Here is a 13,932-nt window from a genome sequence, read left to right as displayed (position 1 = left end):
TTTAATTTTATAAAGTATGGCTAAAACTCAGTGAAAATTAAAATACTTCTTCAGCCTGAATGTTTACATCAGTTTAGCCAGGTATTCCCGTGCTGATTCCTTGGCAGGAGAATCCGGTATTTTTTCAAATAAAGGTAAGAAAGCTTTATGACATTTATTAAAAATGCTATCCATACCATAGCTAAATTCATGAATTTGAGATTCATATTTACTACCCAGGATACGGAAAGCAGGTAATAAATGTTCATACATCAAACGCATTTTCTGAGAACAAACAAATGATTCATATAAATTTATCAGACTTTGCACCGAAACATGAATTTCGTCTGAACAGTTTTTAGTAACTTCCTTACTGTTAAAATTAACTTTTTTAACAGCGACCCGACTTAAAAGGCAAATTACATCAATAAATTTAGATGACGGGACTTTTTCATAGCTGACACCATAACGTGTGCGTACAGCCTGCCATAATGTCATAGCCAGTTCAGTCTGTTTTTCAGGTTCAACAGACATTACCAGCTGTTTGTGCAAAGTCTTGATCATGGTAATCTGTGCCGGCAACAATCCAGAAGTGCCATTTTCTTTAACTAATCCAGGTCGGCCACGCTTTTTAGCTACTCTTGATTTACGCCAATGTGAATGAATGGCTTGAGAACACTCATTCTGATACACCCCAACCAATTCCTTCAAACTGTCTTTTACTTTTTTCGGATTAATGCTTTGCAACCAGTTTGTCAGTTTTTTTAACGGAATAACCAGAATTTTTTTTGTGCCGCTTTTGACTGGTATAGATAAAAATCCACAACCATATTTTTGGTAGCAGCCTTTTAATTTACGATGCTGGGTAGACCAGTCCAGTCCAATCCCCTGCACTACAGATTTCATGCAAACATAAATAGTATTTTTGACCTTGACAGTGGCCAAACTACTCCCATGAAAAGAAACAAATGTGATATTATTATCCATTCAAAACTCCTTAAATTAGTCTTGGGTTTTGTTTATCTAATACCTCATAGGTGGCAGCCTTTGAGGTATTTTCCTTTTTAAAAATAAATTCTATGTATCTAAATTTAATTTATTCAATTTTAACCTTATACAAATTAACCAATACTTAATAAAATATATTTACAAAAACTATATAATAAGTTGAATAGCTGTTTTAACTCTATGTTAGTTTAAGGTAATATAACCTTAATTGGTTATCAAAATAACCATATATGGCTATATTAAAATTTATAAAAGATAATTACAAGCACTTTATGGTCTTTTAGAGCCATATTTTATCATTCATTATCATTTTTCCACTATTAATCAATTATGCTTATATTATGAAATTTGCTAATCAACTAAAAAATGCCAGACTGGCTGCGGGACTTTCCCAAAAAGAACTGGCTCAAAAAGCCTGTATTACCCCGTCTTTGATATCCAGATATGAGCTGGGCAAAGTTATACCTAGGCTAGATACAATGAATAAAATTATGAAAATACTTGATTTTCACAATATTGAATCATTAGCGCCTTCTAAAGATAATCAAAATAGTTATTTAACTATACCACCTTTATTTCAACAAACTGCAAATTCAGAAAATACTCATATTACTATTTTAAAAACTGATATAACTGCCCATAAATTTCATATGGATAATCTGTTCTATGTCATCATGAGTGGTAATTCAATGCAAAATCTTTTAAATGATGGAGATAAACTCATAGTTGATACTTCGCAGAAAAAATTAATAGATGGAAAAATCTATGCTTTTAATCAAGGTAATTTATTCAGAATCAAAATTCTGCAAAACCTACCTGAACAGCAAATACGTATTAAAAGCTATAATTCCTATGAATATCCAGATGAAACTGTAACATTAAAAGATATCGAATTAATCGGCCAAATCATTTACAGAGGAGGCTTTTTATAAACTCTTTAATTACAACCTCAATATCAATAATAAATGCTTTCATCAGATATTAAGTCGAGTGCCAGAAATGTGCATTTGACTTAATATATAAATATAAGATTCTAAAAATATTAATAAGTAAATTTTTATAATTTACTAATAAATTGAAAATTTTAACATTTATATACCATATACTCTAAAATACAGGAATTTAATCTATTTTAAAAATATTTAATTTCAATTTATTAATATATAAATGTAAAATTAAAATTGAATCCAAAAATGATTAATTAAATAATACTTTAAAAATAAAATATAAACTGAACTATATACCTGCTTTAATTTTACTCATTCAATAATGAAATATAAAATTTATCTTAATAATAAAAGGAAGTGAAAAACACTATCTCAAGGCGCAAAAAAGCTCCCTTTCGGGAACTTTAATCATCAGCTGTTTAAGGTTAAGCATACCTATAAAATATAAATGTATTATAATCTTTGTAATTTAATTGTCAAGAAGAAAACCGAAAATATTTTTCAAAATCTGATTGTGTTTTCATTTCTTGCCAAAAAAGCCACAAACTTTGTTCAATTGACTCATTCCAGTCCTTACTGGAATAACGTCTACGCTGATTACGTTTGATTGTATTTTGATTCTGGCGTTTATATAAGGGACTTAATTTACAGTACTTACTGGATAATAAAGCAAAAGCTTCACGATTCTTGTAAAACAGATTTCCCATAGATGCTTTTACCATATCATACACTTCTGGCTGATAAGTAGGATAAAGTGTCTGCTGAACATTTTTTTTAGATGTCTGTGCCTGATATTTCCACTCTATACTTCGGCAATGTCCTTTTTTGATTGTATCTCTCATGCAATATTCATAAGCACGCAATACATTTTCCGCCAGATCTACTTCAAATTTATAGTCTTTCATAGATATACCTTAATTTAATAAATATGCTAATTAATTTAATTTTATAATAAATATTTTAATTTATTATATATTTTAATTAGGCATTAATATTTAAAATATATTCTCAGATTAAATATTGGTTAAAAATTTTTTTGCAAAATCATTTGATTCCTCTTTTATATTATAAATATTCCTTATTGATTAGATTATGCATTTATATTTTCATATAATTTAATAAATATCTTTGCTTATGCCTTACATAAAATTGATTATGATTAATAAAAACCGTAATTATCTATCAAAATTGTCATAATAATAAGCCAATAACTAATAAAATGCAAATCATTGCCTAATTATGCAACCACTAAATAAGATTAGGTAAAAACTAAGGGTTAATTATGTATACTGGTAAAAAATTAGGTGAGGCTATTAAATCGGCGATTGAACTCAAAGGTGTCCGCAAAGCGGATGTAGCTCGTGCATTTGGAATCAAGCCGCCTTCAGTAACTAGTTGGATCCAGACTGGTCGTGTAGATAAAACACATATTGACAAGCTGGTTTCATATTTTGCCGATGTTGTTCAACCTGAGCATTTTGGTATTGGTTCATTTGAAACTAACGAAATTTTGTTTAATGGTTATAAAGTGCCTTTACTATCATGGATAGATGCTACCAAACAGCTGGACAAAAATGCTTTAACAGAAAGCAATATTATCTGGGTACCGACACTACGCAAACCCGGCAATCATGCATTTGCACTTGAAATTAAAGGTGACAGCATGGAACCTGAATTTACCGCAGGCGACAGAATTATTGTTGATCCAGAGCATTCTGTAAAAGATGGCTGTTTTGTTATTGTGCGTGAAAATGACAACGAAGCCATGTTTAAGCAGTATATCAGTGAGGGTAGCTATCATTATTTGAAACCACTTAATAATCGCTACCCGATTATTAAAATGTCTGATAACTTTTATATTTGCGGGGTTGTCATAGAAAAATTTAAAATATATGTCTAAGAATTTGACTTGTTTATTGCTAGTTTATGAAGACTTATAGCATTAAATAAACATAAAAAATATTTATTACTTGCTTAGATATTTTGGAATCAGGGGAATTATCCCCTATCATTCTGAAAAAATCAAGATTAGTTAAAATGAATTTTATTTATATCAATTCATATTTTCTACAAATTAGTTTAATATAATTCAGCATAATGCATAAAATTAATTCCGTTTTATTATGTGTTAATAAATTTTAATCTTATAATAAATAATTAAAATCAAAATATTATTTTTATAACAAAATAGATGAACCATTATCATTTAAGAATTGAATTATTTATAGCAAATTAGTGCAGCGCTTTTTATTGGTAACTATGACCATACTAGCTCTGATTAACTCTTACTACTCTACTGATTAATATATCGCTCTAAATATTAATAGTAGCATATAGCATAGTTGTTACTGTTTTTAATAAAAATTTTATAAAATTATAATAAAACCAATATCTTATAACAATGTAAGACATAGTTCAACCGTTTATTTTTGATTAATTGTAAACAAATCTTTATATACAATTATATTAAATAAATAATAAAATTAAGCTATTGAAGCATTATCACAAATGTGATAAATTTTGACTTTTATTCAGAAAGTGATCCATGACCACATTCGGCGAACGTCTGACTAAGCTTCGTGAGGGTAAAAATCTTTCACAGGCTAAATTAGCAAAAATGGCAGGCGTTCCACAAAGTACAATAGCTCAAATTGAAACAGGCAGAAATAAAAGCACCAAAAAAATCATAGAGCTTGCAGAGGTTCTTGATACCACACCGAATTACTTATTAAACGGTGTAAAGGACTTAAGCGTTGTTCCGTCATCCTCTGAAATTGGTAGCTATTCTGACAAAAATATTAGTAACAGTATTGGGGCATATGTGAAGATTCCATATTATGATATTAGTTTATCTGCAGGTATGGGTAACGCAACCTGGATAGTTCGTGATACTCATGACAAATTGCTTTTCAGAGAAAGCTGGTTACAAAGAAAGGGGCTTGATGAGTCATCTCTTAAAGCAATGTATGTCCGTGGCGAATCTATGGAGCCATTACTCTATGACATGGATACAATTTTGTTAAACATAAATGATCTGGAAATTGTAGATGGCGGTGTATATGCAATAATCTATAAAAACAGATTATATATAAAAGAATTACGCAATACAGAAAATGGTATAGATATTATTAGCTATCATCGTGACTATGAAACTATGCATGTTACACAAGAAACATATGATCAATTTAAAGTGCTTGGTAAGATGGTCTGGCGAGGAGGTTAAAAGTCTAAATGCATACCGCTATCCAATAGCGGTTTTTTTTACGTCATTCAATCACAAAAGTAATTTTTAATACATATAATAATCAAATAATTATAATATTTACACTTAAATTATCACAAAAATGATTGCAAATATTTAATTACAATTGTAATATATACACATGGAAAAGTTAAGGAACCAATGGCTTTAACATTAAACAAAACTTCAAAAAGGAAGAAATTTATGACCAAACTAATTATTTTTTTTCATAAACTTAGGTTAAATAACTTTCGTATATTTTTTATTTGTTAATTAATTTTCTAAATAAACTTTAGTCAAAACAGAATTAAAGCGAGTTTAAAAACTACAGCATATTTGTCACATATAAGTATGTTTCAGTTTTTAGAACTTGGTAATAGCAAATTTTTATTACTACCACTTAATCATATTTTCAAGGAGCTAATTATGTTGGAAATCGTCAAACCTTCAAGCGAGAGAATTACATATCCGGTAGCTCGCAGAGATCCGGATTATGGATTTATTGTTTTGTTTTTTTCTGAAAGCCATGGAGTAGTTATTTCTACAACTGAAGAAAATGAGTACAACATTGGCGACACATCTCTTAGTTGGTTATCTTGTAAAAATAGTGATGATTGGGAACCAATCGATATAACCATTTCAGGCTAAAACCAACTGCTATATGTACTGATAACATAATAAAAATAGATTTGAATAAAATTAATACACTTAACATATTTTGATTAAATACATAAAAAATATTAATTTATTCATTAATAAAAGCATGATGAAATAGTATATTTGCCAAAATACATAAGCAGGTCTACAAAGGAGAAACATTGATTAATTATTGATTATCATGCAGGTCAATTTTTTGACTACCTTTATCAGTATCAGGTTCTTTTAATCATCTGAAAAAAATGTGATAGCCAGTATTTAATAAAGAGAAACATGAGGAAATCAAACGAGAAAAAAATAAGAAAAAAGTTAAGAACAGTAAAGAATATAATCTTATAAGCGCTGTTATATTAGAGGCATAGTAATGATTAACAATAAAATAACTTTACACCATTTTACAGACGAGGAACTGATTAACTATGTATGGCAAAATAGTGAAAAATTTACCAACACCTGTTTATAAACAGAACTTTGTAAACGCCTGGATAATCGTCTGAATTGGATAAATCCGCTGCTATTACAGCAATATTGCTATGCAGATTGTAGTGCTTTAATAGCAGATCTGGATATGCTTGCCCGGTTGCGAAACTACTTTTACCCTAAGATTGAATAATAAAATAAACAAAAGGATTTATGAATACATTCATTGTATCAGCTGCTAAAATTCTTTATGACTTAATCTTAAATTTCTATGAAATAAATCCAACTGATTAAGTGAATACAAATTTATCTTAAATTAGTTTTCTATTCAAAATAAGATAATATTTTATTAAACACTCATTATCTATTAAACATACTTCATAAGAAATCAATACATTTGATATGAGCAATGCTATCCATGATATAAGACTAATTATTGTTGATCTTAAATATAATAATAAATTATATAAGCAAAATTTATATAAATAATGATAATATGTTTTATTAATTGTCAGAATTCTTCTTAATTTAAAGGAATTTCTATGTGGGTGAAATTTAAAAAATGTTTTTTTATATTCGCAGTTGTAGAAATAGTTTCTTCATGTAGCCATATAATTGAAAACTCACTAGATACAAAACCATCTACTCATGCTTCAGATACCATACCTGACAATAAACGAACAATAAATAACAAGGATATTCAACCACCAATATCACAGGAAACCATATCTGATATCTCTGTATCAGATTTATTAAAAAATTTACCCGATTATACATCTGATAGCTACACCGCCGATCAAGGTGTCTTCAAAAAAGTAAATATTTATGACAGTTATGCAGCAATTAATCCCAATGCTTTCAAAAAGGTAAATGTTGACAAGTACGGCAAAAGGCTAAAAGCAAAATATCAGCTCAAGCTGAATACAGATAATATTGCAAGCTTGAAACATAATACAACATATCTTGATAACCTGAATATTTCTACGATATTAAAAGAAAGGTTATACAAAGCATATCCTGATAGTAAATATAAACCTGAGTTAGACGCTGCTGTAAAGAATATAGCTGCTTCATTATCTGATAGAAATAATTTTTTTATAAATAACTCAGATCAATTCGAATATCAATTTCTTCCAATGGTAAGCGATTTCTATTTTGATTCAAACGGAAAATTCATTAGTACAAGCTATCGTATTAAGATTCAAATAGAAATCAAAAATATAAACAAACCAATAAAAATAATTGTACCAATAGTATTCAGAGCCAAAAAAATATAATTATCTGAATTAATACTTTAAGCCGGTATGCACTGCATACCGGCTGTTTGATCCTGACAAATTATTCAGAGGAGATAATCTGAATTTAAATCCAATAATATAAATCAGACAAAAATATCTGACCCGTTTTTTTTAATATCCTCATAACCAGCTAAGCTGGTTTAACAAACGCTAAACCGCCTGCAAATACTGACGCCAGCGAGCAATCTGTGCGCGTACCTGAGTCGGCGCAGTACCGCCAATATGATTACGGGCATGAAGACTGCCCTCAGGAGAAAGTACCTGATAAACGTCTTCTTCTATCAAGCCGGAGAAAGACTGTAATATATCCAGCGGTAACTCACTTAATTCCCTTTGCTGCTCTTCTGCCAGTCGGACAGCACGTGCAACGACCTCATGACTATCGCGAAAAGGTAAACCTTTTTTAACCAGATAATCAGCCAGGTCTGTTGCTGTCGCAAAGCCTTGCAACACTGCCGCACGCATATTTTCAGGTTTAACGCTAACACCTCGCATCATCTCTGCGTAAATACGCAAAGTATCTGTCAAAGTATCAACTGTATCAAAAAGCGGCTCCTTATCTTCCTGATTATCTTTGTTGTATGCCAGTGGCTGTGATTTCATTAAAGTAATCAGCCCCATCAGATGTCCTACAACTCTTGCGCTTTTTCCACGTACAAGCTCAGGTACATCGGGATTCTTTTTCTGCGGCATAATACTGGAACCGGTACAGAACCGGTCGGCAATGTCAATAAAGCCAAAACGCGGACTCATCCAGTAAATTAACTCTTCACTCAGACGGGAAAGATGTACCATCAGAATGGATGCTGCAGCAGTAAACTCAATGGCAAAATCGCGATCAGACACTGCATCCAGAGAATTCTGGCAAATCTCTTCAAAACCAAGTAATTGAGCAGTTATCTCGCGTTGAATAGGAAATGTCGTTCCGGCCAGAGCAGCCGCACCCAATGGCATACGGTTTACACGATGACGGCAGTCCAGCATCCGTTCACTATCACGTCCCAGCATTTCCACATATGCCAGCATATGATGGCCGAAGCTTACAGGCTGAGCTACCTGCATATGAGTAAAGCCTGGCATCACCACTTCTGCATTTTTATCTGCCAGATCAACCAAAGCAGATTGTAAATCTTTAATTAACAGAACAATACTGTCTATTTCATCACGCAACCACAAACGAATATCCGTAGCAACCTGGTCATTACGACTACGTCCTGTATGTAAACGTTTACCGGCATCCCCTACTTTCTGAGTCAGTAAATGTTCCACATTCATATGAACATCTTCCAGATCTACTGACCAGTCAATTTTACCGGCAGCAATTTCTGCCAGGATTTCCTGCATACCGGTTTTAATTGCTGCAAGATCTTCTGCACTAAGCACGCCAGACTGATGCAGCATCTGTGCATGCGCCAGAGAACCCTGAATATCACATTGTGCCAAACGTTTATCAAAAGTTATTGATGCTGTGTACTGTTTAACCAGTTCACTTACCGGTTCATGAAAACGGCCTGACCAGGCTTTTTCACTCATACTTGCTCTCCACTATAACTCAACAATATTCAAAAAATTTACTAACTGCAGATTATAACCACTAGCCTGACATCATTTGCCTCTATCATATAAAGACAATAGTCGCTACCGTGCTTTTTCTGATCACAATACACCCCGGGCACGCTCAGCATGAAAGCGTGTTTGAAAATCTTCGAATTTACCAGCTTCAATAGCCAGACGCATTTCTGCAGTCAGTATCTGATAATAGCGCAAATTATGTATCGTATTTAACTGTGCACCCAAAATCTCACCCACACGCTGTAAATGATGCAGATAAGCCCTGCTGAAATTGCGACATGTGTAACAGTCACAGCTTTCGTCCAGCGGACGCTGGTCATGCCGGTATATGGCATTTCGGATTTTTACATCACCAAAACGGGTAAACAGCCAGCCATTACGCGCATTGCGGGTAGGCATAACACAATCAAACATATCAATGCCGCATGCCACACCGTATACCAAATCTTCAGGTGTACCTACTCCCATCAGATAATGTGGTTTATGTGCCGGAAGTTTAGGTCCGATAGCACGCAAAATACGGTACATTTCAGGTTTTGGCTCACCCACAGACAGCCCGCCTACAGATAATCCGGGAAAACCAATTTCCTCCAGTCCGACCAGTGATTGTTCGCGCAGATCCTCGTACATTCCACCCTGAACAATACCGAATAAAGCATTCGGATTATTCAGGCGTTCAAACTCATTTTTACTGCGTTCAGCCCAGCGCAAACTCATTTGCAGAGATTTTTCGGCTTCTCTGGCATCTACATTTCCGTCAGGACACTCATCCAGCTGCATGACAATATCTGAATTGAGTACCGTCTGAATCTGCATAGAAATTTCTGGAGACAAAAACAGCTTGTCGCCATTAATAGGACTGCGGAAAGTACAGCCTTCTTCCGTTAACTTACGCATTTGTGCCAGTGAAAATACCTGAAAACCACCAGAGTCTGTCAGTATTGGCCTGTTCCAGCCAATAAAATCATGTAATCCGCCAAAATCACGGATAACATCGAGTCCGGGTCTGAGCCATAGATGAAAAGTATTGCCCAGAATAATCTGTGCCTTGATTTCTTCCAGATTACGCGGCGACATAGCCTTAACTGAACCATATGTTCCTACCGGCATAAATACTGGTGTTTCCACCGTACCATGATTCAACTCCAGAGTACCACGACGCGCAAAGCCATCCGTGCGCTTTAACGAAAATTTCAGCATATTAAATAATTCAGAGGCAAAAATTATGACAGAATATATCATTATAGCCTAAACCACCACATTTCGCCGACCAAGCATTGCCAAGCAAAATCCAAATCGCTAAAATAAATTATTTAACAGAAGCAAAAGTGCACCAAAGTAACTTTGGCTTCTATTTACCCTTAATAAATATAATCAAAAGCAGCCATTTGATTTTCTCACTTGTATTAAGCGAGTCTGGTCTGTTGTTTGTGGAGTATGCATGCTGAACATCACCCTGCCTGACGGTTCTGTCCGTCAGTTTGAAGCGCCATTAAGCATAGCTGACATTGCCGCTTCCATAGGTGCAGGCTTAGCCAAAGCCGCAATTGCCGGAAAGATTAACGGCAAACTGGTAGATACATGTGATCAGGTAACAGAAGATGCTCAAGTCAGCATCATTACAGCCAAAGATAAAGAAGGTGTCGAAATCATTCGTCACTCCTGTGCACATCTGGTTGGTCATGCCGTTAAACAATTGTATCCGGAAGCCAAAATGGTTATCGGGCCGGTAATTGAAGATGGCTTCTATTATGATATCTGGTACGAGCGTCCGTTTACACCCGAAGATATTGCTGCAATTGAAACTCGCATGAAAGAATTGATTGCACAAAATTATGATGTAATTAAAAAAGTTACCCCGCGCGAAGAAGTAATTAATGTATTTAAGCAGCGTCATGAAGATTATAAGCTGCGCCTGATTGAAGATATGCCCGATGAAAAAGCTATGGGTCTGTATTACCATCAGGAATATGTTGACATGTGTCGCGGACCTCATGTCCCTAATACTCGCTTCCTCAAGAATTTCAAACTGACCAAGCTTTCAGGCGCCTACTGGCGCGGCGATGCTAAAAATGAACAGCTGCAACGTATTTACGGCACCGCCTGGGCCAGTAAAGAAGATCTGAATGCTTACATCCAGCGTATTGAAGAAGCAGAGAAACGCGATCACCGCAAACTGGCAAAACAAATGGATTTATTTCATTTGCAGGATGAAGCACCGGGTATGGTATTCTGGCATCCCAAAGGCTGGTCACTGTGGCAGGTTATTGAACAGCATATGCGTCGCGAGCTGTCTGCTGCCGGCTATCAGGAAATCAAAACACCCATGATTATGGATCGCACATTATGGGAAAAATCCGGTCACTGGGATAACTACAAAGAAAACATGTTTATTACTGAATCAGAAAAACGTGTTTATGCTGTAAAACCCATGAACTGCCCTGGTCACATCCAGATTTTTAATCAGGGGCTGCGCTCATATCGTGATTTACCGCTGCGTCTCGCTGAATTTGGTTCTTGTCATCGTAATGAACCATCTGGTGCCCTGCATGGCCTGATGCGCGTACGCGGCTTTACTCAGGATGATGCGCATATATTCTGTACCGAAGATCAGATTGTCAGTGAAGCAAAAGCATTCAATGAGCTGGTAATGCGTATTTACCGTCAGTTCGAATTCAATGATGTAGCGGTTAAATTATCCTTGCGTCCGGAAAAGCGCGCTGGCTCTGACGCCATCTGGGACAAAGCTGAACAAGGACTGCGTGATGCACTGACAGCCTGTGGTGTAACCTGGGAAGAACTGCCCGGAGAAGGCGCTTTCTACGGACCTAAAGTAGAGTACCATATTAAGGATGCATTAGGTCGCTCATGGCAATGCGGTACCATTCAGCTGGATTTCGTTCTTCCGGAACGTCTGGGTGCAGAATATGTAACAGAAGAAAACGGACGAGCCCGTCCGGTAATGCTGCATCGCGCCATTCTGGGTTCACTGGAACGCTTTATCGGCATCCTGATTGAACATCATGCAGGTGCATTTCCACTGTGGCTGGCACCTGTACAAATGGTAATTATGAATATTACTGAAGCACAAACCGAATATTGTCAGCAACTTGCCACGCGATTAACCGCAGAAGGGTTCCGCGTGCATTTAGACTTGCGTAATGAGAAAATTGGATACAAAATCCGAGATAACAGTACGCAACGCCTACCCTATCAACTGGTTATAGGCGAGAAAGAAAAACAGGACAACAAGGTTGCCGTTCGCAAACGCGGCGGTGAAGATCTTGGTCAGATGGATATTGAAACATTCATTAGCCAGCTGAAACAAGAAGCCTTGTCTCTTCATTAAACCGTGAATAAGGAGTACGACCATCGCTCAAGAACGCGAAGCACGCATCAACGGTGAAATCACCATTAAAGAAGTGCGTTTGATTGGTCCAACTGGAGAACAGTTGGGTGTAGTATCGACTCAGCAAGCCCTGAAACTGGCCGAAGAGCACGATGTGGATCTGGTGGAAATTGCCCCCACCGCCAAACCACCCGTCTGCAAATTAATGGATTTCGGTAAATTCAAATACGAGCAATCCAAAAAACGCGACGAGCAACGCAAAAAGCAGAAACAGGTACAGGTTAAGGAAATTAAATTCCGGCCTGGTACCGATGAAGGTGACTATCAGATTAAATTGCGTAACATTGTTCGCTTTTTGACTGACGGTGATAAAGTAAAAGTTACCTTACGTTTCCGCGGACGCGAAATGGCACATCAGCATCTGGGCACAGAACTACTCAAGCGTATTCAGGCTGATTTAATCGAAATTGGTACCGTTGAGCAGTTTCCAAAAATGGAAGGTCGCCAGATGGTAATGATTATTGCAGCGAAGAAAAAATAATCATTAACCGGAATTTCAGCCTGTCTTAAAAAAGTCTCATTTTATCTCAGTAAAATGAGACTTTTCATTTTATTAAAAACACAAATAATAACTTAACAAATCCGGATATATCTGGTCATAAGTTATTAACGCTATATTGTCTTAGCAGCACAGGTATATTATAATCCGCTTCTTGTGCATCGCCGCTGTGCATGAATCAAATTTTAAGCGGCAAAAACCGTGGTGTGCGGGTTAAAGTGCTGAATTCAGCCACCCCTCGCCTGATCAAACAACAATGGAGTTTTCCCATGCCGAAAATGAAATCCAAATCAAGCGCGAAAAAACGCTTTAAAGTATTGGGTAACGGTGGTGTAAAACGCGCTCATGCGTTCAAACGTCACATTCTGACGAAAAAAACCACCAAAAACAAACGTCAATTGCGTGGCACCTCTATGGTGAATGAACGCGATATGGCTTCTGTTCATAAAATGTTACCCTACGCTTAAGGAGTTTAAATTATGCCTCGCGTAAAACGTGGTGTTACCGCTCGTGCACGTCATAAAAAAGTTTTAGCGTTAGCCAAAGGCTATCGTGGTCGTCGTAAAAACGTCTATCGCATTGCCAAACAGGCAGTAATGAAAGCCGGTCAGTATGCTTATCGTGACCGTCGTCAGCGTAAACGTCAGTTCCGTCAGTTGTGGATCGTTCGTATTAATGCAGCAGCCCGTCAGAATGGTTTGTCTTACAGCAAATTCATGAATGGCCTGAAAAAAGCTGCCATTGTTATTGACCGCAAAGTACTGGCTGATCTGGCTGTATTCGATCAGGCTGCATTTGCTCAATTGGCAGCACAGGCAAAAGCTGCTTTGGCCTAACAGACAAAAAGCTTATCAAAAAGGAAACTTCGGTTTCCTTTTTTTGTATTTCTGCTTTAGTAAAAA

At 35.7% G+C, this 13,932-nt stretch carries 13 protein-coding genes; 9 read left to right on the top strand and 4 right to left on the bottom strand.

Going from position 1 to position 13,932, the window contains the following annotated elements:
* Window positions 1-63: 63 nt before the first annotated feature.
* On the bottom strand, window positions 64-966 hold the full coding sequence (locus SALWKB2_RS04730) for a phage antirepressor N-terminal domain-containing protein (RefSeq protein WP_025330532.1): 903 nt from the start codon (window positions 964-966) through the stop codon (window positions 64-66).
* Window positions 967-1,328: 362 nt separating this feature from the next.
* Here SALWKB2_RS04730 and SALWKB2_RS11635 point away from each other — a divergent pair, with 362 nt between their 5' ends.
* Window positions 1,329-1,919 (top strand): helix-turn-helix domain-containing protein, encoded by a 591-nt coding sequence (locus SALWKB2_RS11635; RefSeq protein WP_051506419.1) that lies wholly within the window; start codon window positions 1,329-1,331, stop codon window positions 1,917-1,919.
* 491 nt (window positions 1,920-2,410) lie between these two features.
* Here SALWKB2_RS11635 and SALWKB2_RS04715 read toward each other — a convergent pair whose 3' ends face one another.
* Window positions 2,411-2,839, bottom strand: coding sequence for a hypothetical protein (locus SALWKB2_RS04715; RefSeq protein ID WP_025330531.1), 429 nt, complete (start codon window positions 2,837-2,839; stop codon window positions 2,411-2,413).
* A gap of 377 nt (window positions 2,840-3,216) precedes the next feature.
* On the opposite strand from SALWKB2_RS04715, the gene SALWKB2_RS11630 reads away from it, so the two are divergent.
* From SALWKB2_RS11630 to SALWKB2_RS04695, 4 genes are all read left to right on the top strand, one after another.
* Window positions 3,217-3,834, top strand: coding sequence for a LexA family protein (locus SALWKB2_RS11630; protein ID WP_025330530.1), 618 nt, complete (start codon window positions 3,217-3,219; stop codon window positions 3,832-3,834).
* Window positions 3,835-4,479: 645 nt separating this feature from the next.
* Window positions 4,480-5,157 (top strand): XRE family transcriptional regulator, encoded by a 678-nt coding sequence (locus SALWKB2_RS11625; protein ID WP_025330529.1) that lies wholly within the window; start codon window positions 4,480-4,482, stop codon window positions 5,155-5,157.
* A gap of 444 nt (window positions 5,158-5,601) precedes the next feature.
* Window positions 5,602-5,823, top strand: coding sequence for a hypothetical protein (locus tag SALWKB2_RS04700; protein ID WP_144353285.1), 222 nt, complete (start codon window positions 5,602-5,604; stop codon window positions 5,821-5,823).
* Between the two features lie 971 nt (window positions 5,824-6,794).
* Complete coding sequence (locus tag SALWKB2_RS04695; RefSeq protein ID WP_025330527.1) at window positions 6,795-7,529, top strand: hypothetical protein; 735 nt, start codon at window positions 6,795-6,797, stop codon at window positions 7,527-7,529.
* A gap of 171 nt (window positions 7,530-7,700) precedes the next feature.
* Here SALWKB2_RS04695 and argH read toward each other — a convergent pair whose 3' ends face one another.
* A complete protein-coding gene (gene argH / locus SALWKB2_RS04690) occupies window positions 7,701-9,083 on the bottom strand; it encodes an argininosuccinate lyase (protein WP_025330526.1) in 1,383 nt (460 codons plus the stop codon).
* Window positions 9,084-9,206: 123 nt separating this feature from the next.
* The gene (gene tgt / locus SALWKB2_RS04685) at window positions 9,207-10,322 is read right to left on the bottom strand and encodes a tRNA guanosine(34) transglycosylase Tgt (RefSeq protein ID WP_025330525.1); all 1,116 of its coding nucleotides are present in this window, start codon (window positions 10,320-10,322) and stop codon (window positions 9,207-9,209) included.
* A gap of 241 nt (window positions 10,323-10,563) precedes the next feature.
* On the opposite strand from tgt, the gene thrS reads away from it, so the two are divergent.
* From thrS to rplT, 4 genes are all read left to right on the top strand, one after another.
* Entirely contained in the window at window positions 10,564-12,471 is a 1,908-nt protein-coding gene (gene thrS / locus SALWKB2_RS04680; RefSeq protein WP_025330524.1) for a threonine--tRNA ligase, read from the top strand.
* Window positions 12,472-12,478: 7 nt separating this feature from the next.
* Entirely contained in the window at window positions 12,479-13,012 is a 534-nt protein-coding gene (gene infC, locus SALWKB2_RS04675; RefSeq protein ID WP_080690443.1) for a translation initiation factor IF-3, read from the top strand.
* Window positions 13,013-13,299: 287 nt separating this feature from the next.
* On the top strand, window positions 13,300-13,497 hold the full coding sequence (rpmI, locus tag SALWKB2_RS04670; RefSeq protein WP_025330522.1) for a 50S ribosomal protein L35: 198 nt from the start codon (window positions 13,300-13,302) through the stop codon (window positions 13,495-13,497).
* A 12-nt stretch (window positions 13,498-13,509) separates the two neighbouring features.
* Window positions 13,510-13,866 (top strand): 50S ribosomal protein L20, encoded by a 357-nt coding sequence (rplT, locus tag SALWKB2_RS04665; RefSeq protein WP_025330521.1) that lies wholly within the window; start codon window positions 13,510-13,512, stop codon window positions 13,864-13,866.
* Window positions 13,867-13,932 lie beyond the last annotated feature (66 nt).

Origin of the sequence: Snodgrassella alvi wkB2, from assembly GCF_000600005.1 — a bacterium.
In the GTDB taxonomy this organism is placed as follows: domain Bacteria; phylum Pseudomonadota; class Gammaproteobacteria; order Burkholderiales; family Neisseriaceae; genus Snodgrassella; species Snodgrassella alvi.
This window is presented reverse-complemented; position numbering and strand designations above follow the sequence as displayed.